17 protein-coding genes are annotated in these 16,613 nt (G+C 43.0%); 15 read left to right on the forward strand and 2 right to left on the reverse strand.

Annotated features, from left to right (window positions below; all coding sequences use genetic code 11):
* Positions 1-12: 12 nt before the first annotated feature.
* The gene (gene metA, locus EV146_RS18095; RefSeq protein WP_132009094.1) at positions 13-921 is read right to left on the reverse strand and encodes a homoserine O-acetyltransferase MetA; all 909 of its coding nucleotides are present in this window, start codon (positions 919-921) and stop codon (positions 13-15) included.
* A 189-nt stretch (positions 922-1,110) separates the two neighbouring features.
* On the opposite strand from metA, the gene EV146_RS18100 reads away from it, so the two are divergent.
* The 9 genes from EV146_RS18100 (at position 1,111) to EV146_RS18140 (ending at position 10,407) form a co-directional block, all read left to right on the forward strand.
* Positions 1,111-1,656: a hypothetical protein gene (locus EV146_RS18100; RefSeq protein WP_241993949.1), complete on the forward strand. Its 546-nt coding sequence runs from the start codon at positions 1,111-1,113 to the stop codon at positions 1,654-1,656.
* Positions 1,657-1,736: 80 nt separating this feature from the next.
* Positions 1,737-2,591, forward strand: coding sequence for a DegV family protein (locus tag EV146_RS18105; protein WP_309136121.1), 855 nt, complete (start codon positions 1,737-1,739; stop codon positions 2,589-2,591).
* 233 nt (positions 2,592-2,824) lie between these two features.
* The gene (locus EV146_RS18110; protein WP_373566079.1) at positions 2,825-3,475 is read left to right on the forward strand and encodes an HD domain-containing protein; all 651 of its coding nucleotides are present in this window, start codon (positions 2,825-2,827) and stop codon (positions 3,473-3,475) included.
* Positions 3,472-5,349 carry an ABC-F family ATP-binding cassette domain-containing protein gene (locus EV146_RS18115; protein ID WP_132009103.1) on the forward strand — a complete coding sequence of 626 codons (1,878 nt, stop codon included), beginning with the start codon at positions 3,472-3,474 and terminating at the stop codon, positions 5,347-5,349. The genes EV146_RS18110 and EV146_RS18115 overlap by 4 nt, the downstream gene beginning before the upstream one ends.
* A gap of 111 nt (positions 5,350-5,460) precedes the next feature.
* Positions 5,461-6,582: a conserved virulence factor C family protein gene (locus EV146_RS18120; RefSeq protein WP_132009106.1), complete on the forward strand. Its 1,122-nt coding sequence runs from the start codon at positions 5,461-5,463 to the stop codon at positions 6,580-6,582.
* Positions 6,583-6,932: 350 nt separating this feature from the next.
* Positions 6,933-8,087, forward strand: a complete 1,155-nt coding sequence (locus tag EV146_RS18125) for a glucose-1-phosphate adenylyltransferase (RefSeq protein WP_132009109.1) — start codon at positions 6,933-6,935, stop codon at positions 8,085-8,087.
* A gap of 99 nt (positions 8,088-8,186) precedes the next feature.
* Positions 8,187-8,621 carry a BrxA/BrxB family bacilliredoxin gene (locus tag EV146_RS18130; RefSeq protein WP_132009112.1) on the forward strand — a complete coding sequence of 145 codons (435 nt, stop codon included), beginning with the start codon at positions 8,187-8,189 and terminating at the stop codon, positions 8,619-8,621.
* 83 nt (positions 8,622-8,704) lie between these two features.
* Positions 8,705-9,484 (forward strand): class I SAM-dependent methyltransferase, encoded by a 780-nt coding sequence (locus tag EV146_RS18135; RefSeq protein WP_132009115.1) that lies wholly within the window; start codon positions 8,705-8,707, stop codon positions 9,482-9,484.
* 341 nt (positions 9,485-9,825) lie between these two features.
* Positions 9,826-10,407: a YpjP family protein gene (locus tag EV146_RS18140; protein WP_132009118.1), complete on the forward strand. Its 582-nt coding sequence runs from the start codon at positions 9,826-9,828 to the stop codon at positions 10,405-10,407.
* Between the two features lie 41 nt (positions 10,408-10,448).
* On the opposite strand, the gene EV146_RS27625 is transcribed toward EV146_RS18140, so the two are convergent.
* Positions 10,449-10,643 carry a hypothetical protein gene (locus tag EV146_RS27625; RefSeq protein WP_199232692.1) on the reverse strand — a complete coding sequence of 65 codons (195 nt, stop codon included), beginning with the start codon at positions 10,641-10,643 and terminating at the stop codon, positions 10,449-10,451.
* 250 nt (positions 10,644-10,893) lie between these two features.
* Here EV146_RS27625 and EV146_RS18150 point away from each other — a divergent pair, with 250 nt between their 5' ends.
* From EV146_RS18150 to tatC, 6 genes are all read left to right on the forward strand, one after another.
* A complete protein-coding gene (locus EV146_RS18150; RefSeq protein WP_121612096.1) occupies positions 10,894-11,595 on the forward strand; it encodes an anthrax toxin lethal factor-related metalloendopeptidase in 702 nt (233 codons plus the stop codon).
* A gap of 106 nt (positions 11,596-11,701) precedes the next feature.
* The gene (locus EV146_RS18155; protein WP_132009124.1) at positions 11,702-12,496 is read left to right on the forward strand and encodes a thymidylate synthase; all 795 of its coding nucleotides are present in this window, start codon (positions 11,702-11,704) and stop codon (positions 12,494-12,496) included.
* Entirely contained in the window at positions 12,493-12,981 is a 489-nt protein-coding gene (locus tag EV146_RS18160; protein WP_132009127.1) for a dihydrofolate reductase, read from the forward strand. Before EV146_RS18155 ends, EV146_RS18160 begins: the two co-directional genes overlap by 4 nt.
* Positions 12,982-14,110: 1,129 nt before the next feature.
* Positions 14,111-15,376: a threonine ammonia-lyase IlvA gene (gene ilvA / locus EV146_RS18165; protein WP_121612099.1), complete on the forward strand. Its 1,266-nt coding sequence runs from the start codon at positions 14,111-14,113 to the stop codon at positions 15,374-15,376.
* A gap of 131 nt (positions 15,377-15,507) precedes the next feature.
* Positions 15,508-15,711 carry a twin-arginine translocase TatA/TatE family subunit gene (tatA, locus tag EV146_RS18170; RefSeq protein ID WP_121612100.1) on the forward strand — a complete coding sequence of 68 codons (204 nt, stop codon included), beginning with the start codon at positions 15,508-15,510 and terminating at the stop codon, positions 15,709-15,711.
* 115 nt (positions 15,712-15,826) lie between these two features.
* Positions 15,827-16,585, forward strand: a complete 759-nt coding sequence (gene tatC, locus EV146_RS18175; protein WP_121612101.1) for a twin-arginine translocase subunit TatC — start codon at positions 15,827-15,829, stop codon at positions 16,583-16,585.
* The last annotated feature ends 28 nt before the right edge of the window (positions 16,586-16,613 follow it).

Raw genomic sequence — 16,613 nt, forward strand, 5'->3', positions numbered from 1 at the left:
GGGCTGACTCTTTCATTTCCACTCATAAGGAGTTTCCTGATAGACATAATAGTTCAACCAGTTGGAAAAGAACAGGTTGGCGTGCGATCTCCAGCGGTTGACCGGCTTTCTGTCAGGGTTGTCATCAGGGAAATAATGCTGGGGAACAGGAACGTCCAGCCCTCTGCTTATATCCCGTGAATACTCTTGTGCTAGAGTAGCAGTTTCATATTCAAGATGGCCTGTGACCATGATATGTTTACGGTCAGCTGAATGGATTATGAAAGGTCCGGCTTCCTCCGAAGAAGACAGCAGCTTTAAATCAGGGGAGTTTATAATGGCTTCCTCTGATACATCGGTGTGCCTGGAATGCGGTGCATAAAAAACATCGTCAAAACCGTGAAGAAGCTTCTCTTTATCGTCAAATATCCGGTGGGAATAAACCCCGGAACACTTTTGCGGCAGTTCGTACTTTCCAACCCCATAATGATAGTAAAGCGCTGCCTGTGCTCCCCAGCAAATATGGAGGGTCGAAGTGACATTCGTTTTGGTCCATTCAAATATTTTGACCAATTCTCCCCAGTAATCCACTTGATCAAAAGGGATTAACTCGACCGGTGCCCCTGTAATGATCATTCCATCAAATTTTTTGTGCCTTATTTCCTCAAATGTTGTATAAAATTGCTCCAGGTGTAGGCGGCTTGTATTTTTGGATTCATATGTAGCCGTTTTTAAGAAAGTGATGTTAACCTGGAGTGGTGTATTGCCGAGAAGGCGAAGGAATTGAGCTTCCGCTTTTTCCTTTTCAGGCATCAGGTTTAAGATCAGGATATTCAGCGGCCGGATATCCTGGGTGTTGGCCCGGTCCTCATCCATGATAAAAATATTTTCTTCTTCAAGTATTTCCCGGGCTGGTAAAAGTTTTGGAATTTTTATCGGCAATCCATACCCCTCCTTTTACGAATTTTCAGGTAAGCTTAATTATAAGCCTCCTTTCGCCAGCAGGCAATTTAAGATTGATAATTTTTTTGAAATTCCGTAAATTCGTCCTTAAACATGCTGGTAAAATGGTACAATAAGCTTTAACTCCAATGTTAGAAAATCAATTGAGTCTAGCGCTAATGCTTTTCTGTGAAAGTGGTGAATGTTTTGTTTGACCCTACTGCCTTTGAGAATATAAAAGTAGTCGTTGAGGGAGCTGTATATGACAGGGACCTTGATGGGGAAATCCTTGTAACAGACCGGGAGGACCTTGTAAATCTGGCGAAACTGTCAAGAAAATTTAGCATTTCTTTTACGTTGAGGCACAATGAAAGCAGCGATATCCAGGCTACGCTTACCCTGGAATCAGGCCTTCAGAACCTTGCAGCTGAACTGCTCGGGACCGATCAATCCCTGCACCTCGCTGGTTGTGCCGTTACCGTGGGGTTTCGCCTCAGGCATCCGAACGAAAAGGACTTTTTCTTTGAAATCCAAAAGGTTCTGGAGCGAATCTGGGGAAGGGACAGAACGATTAAGCAGACAGTCAGTGTCAATCCACTGAAAGAAGAGCCGGATATCCTTAACGAAGTAACCGTGACTTTTAACCGCCTTGTTCTGGAGGACCAAATTGAGGATCTCGCTGAAATGGTTGTTTATATCATTGCTTCCCTGAAGGAACTCGAAACGTTTATTTAGCTGCCCTGCTGTGCTTTTTACGTATAGAACAGGCAGAGCAGTTCTCCTATTATAAAATAATGCATTTTACAAAGGGGGAGATGAGATTGAAAAAGATAGCGTGGGTAACGGACAGTACTGCATTTCTCGATGAGGAGCTGAGGAACGATCCGGATGTATTCCAGGTTCCAATGTCCATTATATTGGAAGGCCGCGAATACATGGATGGGCTCGATTTGTCTGCGGAGGAACTTTACAGCAAGCTGAAAACATTGAAAGAGCCCCCAAAAACATCACAGCCTTCAGTTGGTGCATTTTTGGACTTATACACCAAATTAGTGGATGATTATGATGAAGTATTTGCTTTGCTTGTTTCTTCCAGGCTGAGCGGAACAGTCGATTCAAGTTCACAGGCATCAAAGCTCCTCGGAAAGCCGGTTATCACAATCGATTCTAAAATCCTGTCCTATCCCCTTTCGGCCTTGATTAAAAGAGGGATTGCCCTGGCTTCAGAGGGGAAAGACAGCATTGAAATCAAGACCATACTTGAAGGAATGGCAGGGACAAATGAGACCTATGTCCTGATTGGCAGCCTTGAGCAGCTCCATCGAAGCGGAAGGATGACCGGAGCCAAATACCTTCTTGGCAGCATGCTCAGCATCAAACCAATCATTGCGATAGAGAATGGTGTTTTGGTAACAAAAGACAAGGCACGAAGTGAGAAAAAAGCCAAAGAAAAAATCACTCAATATTTACGTGATTCACATGAAAAGCATATGTTCAAGGAAGCGTGGATCCTATATGGACTTCATCCGGAAGTCGCGGAAAAATGGAAAAAGGACCTTGAAACGGAATTCGAAGGAATTGCTTTCAACAGTTACCCTCTGGGAGCGGTAATCGGGGTCCATGCCGGCGAACACACGATTGGACTCAGCTGGTATAATAAGCAATCATAGTGCCATCATAATTGGCACTTTTTTTATTCAAGTTAGCCAGTACTTTGCTACAGTACAGAGCGTGGCCTCCTCTCGTTATTGCTCTAAAGAATTGAAAGGTGCCTGACCCTCGTTCTTCCTTTAAAGCGATGAAGGGTGCCTGACCCCCTAGTTGATGCTGCCCCCTCACTTCTTTGGGCGTAAGGCTTTCGCTGTTTCTTAATCTGCGGTAAAATTCTCGGTAGGAAGAAGGTGTGCGCATGAATGAGATACTTCGAACGACAGAAGCATTTGTCAGGGAGCATTTTGACAAAGAAGGGACCGGCCATGACTGGCACCATATCGACAGAGTAAGAAGGAATGCTTTGCTGATTCTGGAGAAAGAGGGAACCGGCAATCGCTTTGTCGTTGAAATGGCTGCCTTGCTCCATGATGTTCCCGATGAGAAGCTGAATAAAACTGAGGAAGCAGGCTGGAAGAAGCTTGAGGATTTTATAAATAAACTTGGATTAACAGAAAGTACAGTCCAGCATATTGTTGACTGTATTGAGAGTGTTTCTTTTAAAGGCGGCCGGGTTATCCAATTAAATAGCCTGGAGGCTAAAATTGTTCAGGACGCCGACCGGCTTGACGCCCTGGGGGCAATCGGGATTGCCAGGACGTTTGCTTTCGGAGGAAAGAAAGGGCAGCCTCTCTTCGATCCCGAAATTGTTGTCCGAGACAAGATGACATTAACACAATACCGGACTGAAAAAAGCTCATCGATTCATCATTTCTACGAAAAGCTTTTAAAAATAAAGGATTTGCTTAATACAGAGGCAGCAAGACAGATTGCAGAGCAGCGGCATGAATTTATGTCCGCTTTTCTCGAACAATTTTACAGGGAATGGAATGGTCAAGCTTGAAAATGATTTCGATTGAAAATGTAACAAAATCCTATGGGGAAAAAGTATTGTTCAGTGATATTTCTTTTACAATTGGCGAGCGGGAAAGAGCAGGTCTGATCGGTGTAAATGGAACAGGAAAATCTTCGCTGCTTAAAATCGTTGCAGGGATCGATCAGAGTGATTCAGGAGATATCGTGAGCGGGAAGGATTATCAAATCAGCTATCTCTCCCAGCAGCCCGACCTTGATCCAGAGAGGACTGTGCTGGAACAAGTATTCCACGGCGAGGCACCTATCCTTAAGCTGATGAAAGAATATGAACTGGCTCTGGTTCAATTAGAAAAGTATCCAGATGAACCAAGGTTTCACGAACAAATTTTGAAGCTCCAACAGAGGATGGACAGTATTGGAGGATGGGATGCCAATACGGCCGCAAAGACGATCTTAACAAAATTGGGCATTACGGATTTTACGAAAAAGACAGGAGAGCTTTCTGGAGGCCAAAAGAAACGGGTAGCCCTTGCTCAAGTGTTGATCGAGGCACCAGATCTTCTGATCCTTGATGAGCCTACAAACCATCTTGACTATGAGACTGTGAAATGGCTGGAAGAGTACCTCGGGAGATATTCCGGATCCTTATTGCTGGTAACACATGACCGCTATTTTCTTGACAGGGTGACCAACCGGATTTTTGAATTGGATGGGGGTTTCCTGTACAGCTATAAAGGAAACTATGCAAGCTTCCTCGAAGCGAAAGCGGTTCGGGAAGAGAATGAAGCTGCAACTCTCGAGAAAAAGAAAAATCTGTTCAGGCGGGAGCTTGAATGGATAAGAAGGGGAGCCAAAGCCAGGTCGACAAAACAAAAGGCTAGAATTCAGCGTTTTGATGAGCTAGAATCCCAGGTTTCCGGAGGGAGGGGAGGCGAAAAGCTAGATATCTCCCTTAGTGGTAGCCGGCTTGGAAAACAGGTGCTGGAGCTGAAGGAGGCTACTAAGGTCTTCGAAGATAAAGTGATTTTGAGAGATTTCAGTTTCCTGATCAAGCCGGGAGACAGGCTGGGGATTATCGGAAGAAATGGCACCGGGAAGTCGACGCTGCTAAATATCCTGGGTGGCAGGCTGTCCCTTGACTCGGGAGAACTCCTGACCGGACAAACGGTAAAAATCGCATACTATACCCAGGAGAACGAAGGCCTGGATGAAAATAAACGAATGATTGAGTACTTGAAGGAAACGGCTCAAATTGTCCATACGTCAGATGGGAAAACCATCTCGGCAGCCCAGATGCTTGAAAGGTTCCTGTTTCCTCCATTTACGCATGGAACGCTAATTCGAAAGCTTTCAGGCGGAGAAAAACGAAGACTGTATCTATTAAAGCTTCTGATGGAAGAACCCAATGTCCTATTGCTCGATGAACCAACAAATGATCTCGATACCCAGACATTGACGGTACTGGAGGATTATCTTGAGGATTTCCCTGGCGTCGTTATTACGGTATCACATGACCGGTATTTCCTGGATAAGGCAGTTGACCAGCTTCTTGTTCTTGAAGGAGAAGGGAACATTTCGTCATTCTATGGAAACTATACAGAATATCTTGAAAAACAGAGTGTTAAAATACAGCCTTCATCAGAAGTAAAGAAAGAGAAACCTGAAAATCAGGACAAGCCGAAGAAAAAGAAAATGTCCTATATGGAGAAAAGAGAATGGGAAGAGATAGAAGGAAAAATTGCGGCCACAGAGGATCGGCTTGAGGCTATACAGCAGGAAATGGCCGGTATAGGCAGCGATTTTGAAAAGGGCCAAAGGCTGATGAAGGAAGAAAGTGACCTGAATGAACAACTTGAGCTCCTTATTGAAAGGTGGAGCTATTTGTCCGAATTCGAGGACTGAGAAAGCCCGGCATTCATTGGATGCCGGGATATTTTTTCCCAAGCGGGGTTTATGAAGATGAAAGGGTTGTATGATAGAATAAATTATCCATAAAAACGGGGGTGGGACAATATGAAAATTATATCGATCGAGCCGACTCCAAGCCCGAATACGATGAAAATTAATCTTGATGAAGAGCTTCCGATGGGAAAAAGCAATAATTATAAAAAGGAAGCAAGAGACGGGGCACCTGAAGTTGTGCAAAGGATCCTGGAGATAGAAGGGGTCAAAGGAGTCTATCATGTTGCTGACTTTCTTGCAGTTGAACGGAACGCGAGATATGACTGGAAAGCCATCCTGCCTGAAGTGAGAACCGCTTTTGGGCAAAACATTGAGGAAGAAGGCGCTGAAGGCGCTGAAATCGATGAACATTTTGGAGAGATTAAAGTCCAGGTCCATATGTATAAAGGAGTCCCAGTTCAAATTAAGCTGACAGATGGGACACAAGAAAAAAGATATGCTCTTCCAGAGGCATTCGCCAAGGCCGCACTTGAAGTCCAGGGGCCTGATGACAATCTTGTCATGGTTCGAAGATGGAAGGATTACGGCGTTCGTTACGGTGAGTGGGATCAGATTGGCGGTGAAGTAGCGGAAGAGCTCATGGCTGCCTATCCGCAGGAAAGGCTTCAGGAACTGGTGAATCAGGCCAAAAATCCGGATAAGCCAAAGGCTGCCAAAGAGCGGACCGTTGTAAGGCTGGATGAATTTAATGATCCCGACTGGCGCCGCCGGTATCAGCTGCTGGAACAGATGGATGATCCAACATTAGAAGATCTGCCGCTTCTTGATAAGGCACTTTCGGACGAAAAAGCTTCCATAAGAAGGCTTGCCGCTGTTTATCTTGGAATGATTGAAGATAAAGAAGTGCTCCCTTACTTATACAAGGCATTGAAAGACAAAAGTGTCACGGTGAGAAGGACCGCAGGAGACTGCTTGTCCGATCTCGGGCATCCTGAGGCACAGGATGCAATGATCGAGGCGCTTAAGGATGACAGTAAGCTTGTCCGCTGGAGGGCAGCCATGTTTTTATATGAAGTTGGGGATGCCAAGGCTGTTCCGGCATTGAGGGCTGCAGAGGATGATCCGGAATTTGAGGTCAGTCTTCAAGTGAAACTGGCACTGGCACGTATTGAACATGGAGAAGAAGCAAAAGGATCTGTCTGGAAGCAAATGACTGAAGCCAGAAAAAAATAAATCAATTCAAAGAGCCTGTTCCTGATGAGGAACAGGCTCTTTGCTGCATGGATTTTCGTCATACTTTAGACTCATTTTACATTCGAATTTCGACAAAAACATTCAAAAAACTTAATTTGCCTCGGCCGTATTCCTTTTGAGGACAAGCCTGTTGGGACAAGCCCGGGAAGTTTGTCAAAAACAGGTTAAATGAGTCGAGGAAATTTATTTTTAAATAGTATATTTATTTGATAAATTGGAGAGAATAATAGAATTCAACTACGAGAAGCGGATATAGCAGGGTTCATTTTTTAACTTTGGTTTACGTGATGGGGATACCCGGAAAAAATAAAATACCAAAGGAGTCCAATATGTCTAAAAAAGAGATTATAGCGCTGTTACTGGCAGGTGGAAGAGGCACCCGGCTAAAAAAACTAACCGAAAAGATGGCCAAACCGGCAGTTCCGTTTGGCAGCAAATACAGGATTATTGATTTTGCGTTAAGCAACTGCAGAAACTCTGGAATGGGCACCGTAGGAATTCTTACTCAATATCAGCCACATACCTTACAAAATTATATTAATGACGGCAAGATATGGGAGCTTGACCGAATGCAGAATGGGATTACTTTTCTCCCGCCGTTCCAGTGTGATGATATGGATCGCTGGTATGAAGGCACTGCCCACGCAATAGCCCAGAACCGCCAGTATATCCAGTCGTTTGATCCAGAATATGTGCTTGTGCTTTCTGGCGACCATATTTATAAGATGGATTATAATAAAATGCTCGAAGTACATAAAGAAAACGCTGCCGACGTTACGATTTCTGTTGTAAATGTACCTTGGAGTGAAACGAATAGGTTTGGGATCATGAGCATTGATCCAGAAACAAATCAGATTATTGAATTTGAAGAAAAACCGATTAATCCTCGGTCCAATCTCGCCTCTATGGGTATCTATATATTTAATTGGGAGACTTTGAGCCATATATTTGAACAGTTTATAGAGAACCCGCAGGCCTGCAAAGACTTCGGCAAGGATATCATTCCTTATATGCTTGAAAATAACTATCGATTATTTTCATATGAATTTAACGGCTACTGGAAAGACGTCGGCACGGTGGAGAGCTTCTGGGAAGCCAATATGGACTTGTTGACCATGGAAACGAATCCAATCCTGCAGGACAAAGACTGGCCTATTTTCACTGCAAGCCATTCTCTTCCCCCTGCTTATTTTGATGGCGATGCCAGGATCAGGCAATCGATTGTGGGAGAAGGCAGCGAAGTATATGGGGATGTCATTCACTCTGTTATCTCATATGGAGTCACAGTCGGAAAAGGGTCAATGATAAAAAACTCTGTCATCATGCCCAATACAACTATTGGTGAAAACGTCAGAATTGAAAATGCAGTCATTCGCGGGGACACAGTAATTGAAAGCAATCTTCGCCTGAATACATTATTGAACGATGTCATGACGGTCGGCGGGAAGGAAATCATCAAACAAAAGTCGTGGAAAATCATCTAGGGAACGGGGACTAAAGCCCCGGTATTCCGCTCGTCTAAATTGCAAATTCAGCTAAAAGATAGTATGCTTACACTGCAACTAAAGATGGGAGGGATCCAGATGTCAATGGCATATGAAGAATATATGAGGCAGATGGTTAAACCGATGCGTGAAGAACTTGTAAACGCGGGCTTTAAAGAACTTTTAACACCGGAAGAAGTAGAGAACTTTGTAGAAAATACAAAAGGTACAACTCTTGTTGTTGTCAATTCGGTCTGCGGATGTGCTGCAGGGCTCGCCCGTCCAGCTGTCACACAGGCATTGGTCCGGTCCGATAAAGCTCCTGAAAACCTGGTAACTGTTTTCGCCGGGCAGGATAAAGAAGCTACAGCAAAGATGCGTGAATATTTTACCGGTTTGGAGCCATCCTCACCATCAATGGCGCTTCTTAAAGGAAAGGAAGTTGTCCATTTCATTCCCCGCCATGAAATCGAGGGAAGAACGATGGAAGAAATAATGGATAATTTAAATTCTGCTTTTGAAGCAAACTGCTAAACAGTGCTGTAAGCATACGAAGGCAAAAGGATGTCAAGGGACGTCCTTTTTGTGTTTTTATTATATATTGTGCAGGTGTTTGAATGATCATCACGACAGCTGGAAGAACGAATGATGAAATGAATAATCTAGCAAAACAAGTCGCTCTGGATTTAGGGGCAGAATATGTTCCCAGGAAGAAACGCTCCGTTATGGCCATCATGGACAAGGAAGAGGATGACTGTATTGTGGTCGGGAAAAATCGGCTTGAACTTTATCCATTGGGAGAGAATGATCCTTTTTTCTTTCATCCTAACTCCTCAATGTTCCGGATAAAACGCCTTTTAAAAGGAGAAACGGATCCTTTCATACAAGCTGCAAAGCTTGAAACAGGGATGAGTATCCTTGATTGCACATTGGGACTAGGGTCCGACAGCATTGTTGCAAGCTTTGCTGTTGGTCCTTCAGGAAAAGTAACCGGAGTAGAAGCAAATCCATATCTGGCTTATCTTGTTCAGAGAGGCCTGGACACGTGGGATTCAGGGATTATCGAGATGAATGAGGCGATGAGCAATATTTCCGTAATCAATGGGATGTCACTTGAGACAATGTCAAAGCTTGAGACTGACAGCTATGACTGTGTGTATTTCGATCCGATGTTTGAAGAGAGCATCCTTGAATCGGATGGGATAAAAGGTCTGGCCCGCTTTGCTGCATTTGATGGCCTGACAGAAGAAATGGTCCGGCATGCCTGCCGGATAGCCAAAAGGCGGGTCATCCTCAAAGACCATTTCCGGAGCACCAGATTCGCCCGGTTCGGGTTTCATGTAATAGAGAGGAAGACCTCCAAGTTCCATTTTGGAACCATAGAGAAAACCTGTTAAAGACTTGCTTTAACAGGTTTTTTATGTCATTAGTCTGCAATTGTCAAGTAAATAAAGTATCCCAGCATCAAAAGACCCAGAACAACGATCATCCATTCCATTTTCTTCAATCCCTCCTAATTAACAGGATGCGTAGCAAATTGCTGTTTTTAGGTATGTATTTTAGCTTTTTGGATTATTCTAAAATTTAATTTACCCTATTTCATGTCTTTTACTCCATTTTTTTTAAAAAAAGAAGTATAATATTTAATAAGATTAAATGGATTCATAGAATGTCTACCTACAAGACGGTCTTTAAAGCTGATAAAACACTCTGTTCGTACGGTTTGGGGGGAAAAACAATGCCAAATTGGCTGAGGAAATCACTCGTCATTATCATATCTATATTGACATTCGGGATGGTATCGCCACACCAGGCTTCTGGTTTCTTGTCACTGGAAACGAGAAACGGAGATAAGAGTGGCAATGTGCAGGCATCCATCATTGAATCCGAGGAAATAGAGACTGAGGAGGAAGATCTCAGGGCCAGTTTTGTTGACAGGGTCATGAAGGAAGCGGAGCAACAATCATTGGAGAAATTTGGAGCCAGGATAGGTCCCGTAATTGAAGATGAATTCCGGCAGCTGATCCTCCCTAATATTGAAACCGTCATTGCTTCCGTTGCAGAGCAATTTCCAGAGGAAGAACTCACCAGCCTTGCGATAACTGAAGTGCCTGGCGGGGGGCTGTCCGAAAAAATTTTCCATATTGTTGGAGAAGGAAACAAGGACATCATACGCTTCCATGTCAGAAGAGACAGGCCGCCGCATGAAGGCTACTGGTTCAACTTCCACTATCATACCCATCATGACCAATTCCAGACACATTACGAGCTCGGGTCCATCTTTTGGGCGAAGAACACACCTCCAAAATGGATGACCTGATATAAAAGCACAGTAAAAGAGAGCATGCGTGCTCTCTTTTTTTAATCTGCTGACTTTTTCTTTTTTTTCTTTATAACCACAAGGCATATACAGGAGGTTATCACATAAAGGGCAAAGAGGAGGGATATCAACAAATACGCAGGTTCCGGACCGGTAATGAACATTAAACTTAAGAAAAGCATAAAGAAGAACATATCTATTAAAATAAACCATCCCGATGCAGTAACATCTTTCACAATTTCAAGGTCTTCTTGAGCCAGTTTACGCCGTTCTTCCTGATTAAAGCGCATTTTGTTTCACCTACTTCAGCGTTCTCCTAAACTATATGCAGATGGACACCAAAGCGTGAAAGAAATGCGCCTCTTGTCTTTCCTTATTATGTAAAATTATAGGGTGATAATAAAAACTGCATCAAAATATGTTATAATTCTAGTAAATTAGTGATACATTGCTCATATACAGACAAGCTATAAGGGAGAACGAAAAATGAGAAGGTTTGCCTACATTTTCTTTGTTGCACTCTTTACTTTTATCCTGCCGGGAAGCCTTCACGCTAATGTGAATGGTACAGCGCTAAAGGACTATCCCAGACAATCTACTTTAAAAAATTCATTGGACGTTCAACAGTTAAATCTCCTGGGTGAGATTTTTTTATTGCCTGAGACCATGGAACAGCCCGAGGAAGCGGCCAAAATTATCTCAAGAGTGGGTCAGCTACCTGAAAGCATGCTAAAGAAAATCATATCAAATGGGATCAACATGGTCCTGTTCGAAGGGAAGTTAACCGATAACCCCTCGGCCCAAGATTTAAAGGGGATTACGCCAAGGGGCTATCCATCAGGTAAAACCTGGGATGATGTCCCGGGAGTTGGCGGATCGAAACTAGTTTTAGTTAAAATTGGAAGCAGTGCAAAAGGGGTGAGTCATGGATCTGTAAATCTTGAACTCCATGAGCTTGCACATTCTCTTGACCGTCATGTGTACGGGATGATCAGGGAAGATGAGCGGTTTCTGGAAATATGGAAAGAGGAAAGTCCGTATGTATTTCCGGGAAGAAGCTACCTGCTGGATTACCCTGAAGAGTACTTTGCAGAAACCTTTGCAATGTACTATTTGGGTGGAGAATATCGAGAACTGCTCCAGGAAACCGCAAATGAGACTTATTTGTTTATTAAAGGGCTTCAATGATCAGACCGCTGCGGCAGCATTTTCCTGCTGCCGTTTTTTTGTCCTTTCAATCTCTGTCGCAATAATTTAAAATAAACAAAGACTGTTTATTGAAGGTGGTGTTCACTTGAAACAATATTTGGATTTATGCAGACATGTACTTGAAAATGGGACAACGAAGGAAGACCGTACAGGAACAGGGACGGTCAGTACATTCGGCTATCAAATGAGATTTGATTTAAAAGAGGGCTTCCCGCTGGTTACTACAAAAAAACTTCATTTAAAAAGCATCATCCACGAATTGCTTTGGTTCCTGGATGGGGATACAAATGTAAAATATCTTCAGGAGCATGGGGTGCGCATCTGGAATGAGTGGGCCGATGAAAATGGCGAGCTTGGTCCTGTTTACGGCCATCAGTGGAGATCTTGGCCGACACCGGACGGGGGAAGCATCGACCAGATATCCAATGTCATTAATCAGCTTAAGAATAACCCAGATTCACGGAGAATGATCGTCAGTGCCTGGAATGTGGCCGACGTGGAGAACATGGCACTGCCGCCTTGCCACTGCCTGTTTCAGTTCTATGTTGCAGACGGGAAGCTGTCATGCCAGCTTTACCAGCGATCGGCTGATATATTTCTGGGGGTTCCCTTTAACATAGCCTCCTATGCATTGCTGACCTTGATGATTGCCCAGGTGTGCGACCTGGAACCTGGAGAGTTCATCCATACGCTAGGTGACGCACATATTTATTCCAACCATCTGGATCAGGTGAAACTGCAATTATCGAGAGAGCCCCGCAGGCTGCCGAAAATGAAGCTGAACCCCGACGTGAAGGATATTTTCGGTTTTCGGTATGAGGACTTTTTACTGGAGGACTATGAGCCTCATCCACATATCAAAGGGGTTGTTAGTGTATGATTTCATTGATTTGGGCGATGGATGAGACGAGGGTGATTGGCAGGGATAATAAGCTGCCATGGCATTTGCCCGAGGATTTAAAGTTCTTTAAAAGAGTGACGATGGGGCATCCGATTGCAATGGGCCGAAAGACATTTGACTCAATTGGCAAGCCGCTTCCGGGGCGCGAAAATATTATCATTACGCGGGACTCCCTATACCAAAAGGAAGGCTGTACCGTCCTTCATTCAATTAAGGAACTGAGGGAGTATGCTTCCGAAAAGGATGAGGATGTTTTTGTGATCGGGGGAGCAGAGATATTCAAAGAGATTCTTCCTTATGCCGATCGTCTGTATCTGACCATGATTCATCATGTGTTTGAAGGAGATACATATTTTCCGGTGTTTGATATGAGCCAGTGGGAACTAGAGTCCAGGGAAGTGGGCGTCAAGGATGAAAAAAACCCGTATGAATACGAATTTCTAATCTATAAACGAAAAGGTTAAGGCGGCATTGGCTGCCTTTTTTTATGCAGAGTAGAAATCAAAGCCGGAAATAGGTTCCACTTTAATTTAAATGGATAATTTCTGACGAAAGGGTCTTTTTGTCAGTTTTTATAGTCAATCCTTTTAAGATATCGATTGATTATCCATTGATTAATGTTGGTTATGCATCGATTCTCCTCGTTTATTGAAAAACCTGTGTCCAGACTGTGAAAACAAGGGAATAACTAGCTTGATCCCTTTAAAGGATCTGTAAACAAGGTTCATACATCTAAAAAGGTACCAGTTTAACGAATAAATATGCTGCTGGAACTCGGTTGTAACTAGTTGATCTCCAGAAAAAAGTTCCTTTTATCATTTATTGTTCGATTCCTTCTAGTTATCGATCGATTATCCTGATTTATGCATGGATTAATTTTGGTTATGCATCAATTTTTCTTGTTTATTGAAAAACCTGTGTCCAGCTTGTGAAAACCAGCGAATAACTAGCTTGATTCCTTTAAAGGATCTGTAAACAAGGTTCATACATCTAAAAAGGTACCAGTTTAACGAATAAATATGCTGCTGGAACTCGGTTGTAACTAGTTGTTCTCCAGAAAAAAGTTCCTTTTATCATTTATTGTTCGATTCCTTCTAGTTATCGATCGATTATCCTGATTTATGCATAGATTAATTTTGTTTATGCATCAATTTTTCTTGTTTATTGAAAAACCTGTGTCCAGCTTGTGAAAACAATAACCTGCTTTAACAGCTGATCTTCACTCTGCCGGGCTGAATCCTGACTCGCAAGGGGAATCTCAACTGCAATGGATGTTGGGAAGCTTAGTCAACATGGAACGTGCCCCAGTATACTTAAAACAGATTGAAAGGGTTCATAGGAAATCGTACAGGCAGCCGCATAAAACGCCGAAGAGTCTCACTGGGGCCTCCCGCGGAAAGCGAAGCGCCGTGGAGAGGAAATCAACAGACTGACAGGTAGCTAAAAATGAATTCGCCCCAGCTTTCCCTCTCTTTTATGACAGGACGAACGAATGTGTTCAGGTAAGTAGAAATATTAAAAAAACTTTCCTCCCATGCTGTTTTTTCATGTTATAATGAACAAATTAACAAAATGGAAAAGTGAGGGTGTTGTATGGAACAAAATACGGCTACAAAAAAATTGGTGCAAGTTGAGGACATTTTAATTGCGTACAGGCATCTAAAGGAAATTGTTGCCCATACACCACTGCAGAAAAATGAACGTCTTTCTGAAAAATATGATTGCAATGTATATCTTAAACGGGAAGATTTGCAGCATGTCCGCTCTTTTAAATTGCGCGGAGCCTATTATTCAATGAAACTTCTTGGTGAGAAGATGGAAAATGGAGTGGTCTGCGCAAGTGCGGGGAATCATGCTCAAGGTGTAGCATTCGCATGCAGGCAGCTGGGGGTGCACGGAAAAATCTTTGTACCGGCAACGACTCCTGGGCAAAAGGTCAAGCAGATTGAAATGTTTGGCCGTGAATATATTGAGATCATTCTTGCGGGTGATTCTTTTGATGACGCTTTTAACGAAGCGGTTGCATGTGCAAACAGCGAAGGCCGTTCATTCATCCATCCCTTTGATGACGAAAAAGTGATCGCGGGGCAAGGGACGGTTGCAGTAGAAGTAATGAATGATTGTGAAGAGCCTATTGATTATATATTGGGCAGCATCGGAGGAGGCGGCCTGATGTCAGGGTTGGGCACCTATATTAAAAGTGTCTCTCCCGCGACCCAGGTGATTGGGGTTGAACCGGCCGGAGCGGCTTCCATGAAGGCTTCAATCGAGAACAATCGTGTGTTTCCGCTGAATAAAATCGAAACCTTCGTCGATGGTGCCGCTGTGAAATGCGTCGGGTCGAAAACCTATGAAATCTGTCAGGAGCTTCTTGATGATATTGTCGTTGTGCCTGAAGGAAAAGTGTGCACTTCCATCCTGCAGCTCTATAATGAGCATGCGATTGTTGCTGAACCGGCTGGGGCCCTGCCAATTGCAGCACTGGATTTTATTAAAGACGAAATAAAAGGGAAAACGGTCGTCTGTGTCATTAGCGGAGGCAATAATGATATAAGCCGGATGCAAGAGATCAAGGAACGTTCCCTGCTTCATGAAGGACTTCTTCATTACTTTATTGTCAATTTTCCTCAGCGCGCTGGTGCGTTACGAGAGTTTTTGGATAACGTCCTGGGACCAAAAGATGATATCACAAGATTCGAATATACCAAAAAGCATAATAAAGAGAGCGGACCTGCCCTGGTCGGAATTGAATTGAAGGATAAAAATGATTATGCCAGATTAATTGAAAGTATGGAGAGGAAAGGATTTTCTTATCTCGAACTTAACAAAGATAACCAATTATTCAATTTACTTGTCTAATCATGTTATAAGAGATAGAATCGAATCTGTGGGAATGATGTAGTGCTACTAGACATATCAAATTTTCCCAAAATGGTATTCTTGTACTATAATCGCAGTAGAGTTACAAATTGAAAAGGAGATGTTGATTCATGTTATCAAACATCGGCGTCCCGGGATTAATCCTGATTCTAATCCTGGCTTTGATTATTTTTGGTCCTAAGAAGCTTCCGGAAATTGGCCGTGCTTTTGGTCAAACGTTAAGGGAATTCAAAAAGTCGACGAAGGAATTGACCAGTGATGTCATGGAAGAATTCGAAGATGATAAAAAGGAAGCTGGCAAAGTGACTAAATAAAGGTGGGAGAAGCAAATTCTCTGCACCTTTTTTCAAGGAAACTTTTTAAAACGGGCTGCAGGCATGATATGCTCTGCAGCTTTTCTAACGAAGTATAGTGTTGGCAGGTGAAAAGATGGAAGATAAAGAACTAAACGTTGTAGACCATTTGGAAGAGCTGAGGAAAAGGCTGATCATCGTTGTGGCAGCATTTCTGATATTTTTTGTGGCGGGATTTGTTTTTGTTGAGGAAATTTATAACTTTTTTGTACGGGACCTGGGAGTAAAGCTAATCGTTCTGGGGCCCAGCGACATTATCTGGATATATTTCATGATTGCTTCTGTGATTGCAATAGCTGCAACAATCCCGGTTCTTGCTTCTCAAATATGGCTCTTTGTTAAACCAGCCCTATTGCCAAGTGAGAAAAAAATTACGCTCTCTTATATCCCTGCCTTGTTCATTTTATTTATTGCAGGGCTCTGCTTTGGATATTTTGTCATTTTCCCAACCGTTTTGAACTTTTTGGTTGAATTGAGCGGCGATATGCTTGAAACGAATTTTACAGCAGAAAAGTATTTCAAATTTATACTGAATATGACACTTCCGTTTGGGATTTTGTTCGAGCTGCCTGTAGTGGTCATGTTCCTTACCTCCCTAGGTGTCATTAATCCTTACGTACTTGTGAAGGTCAGAAAATATGCCTATTTTATCCTGGTGGTTATTTCGGTCGTTATATCCCCTCCGGATTTCATGTCTGATATCCTGGTGACGATTCCGCTATTATTCCTTTATGAAATCAGTATTAACCTATCCAAGATTGTATACAAAAAGAAGCTGAAGAAAGAAAAGGATTGGGAAGCCGCCATGGCGAGCGACAATGAAAATACTGTTTAAAATGATATTTTGCCTTCAAGCGCACTAC

Source organism: Mesobacillus foraminis (genome assembly GCF_004340465.1).
Taxonomy (GTDB): domain Bacteria; phylum Bacillota; class Bacilli; order Bacillales; family Cytobacillaceae; genus Mesobacillus_B; species Mesobacillus_B foraminis.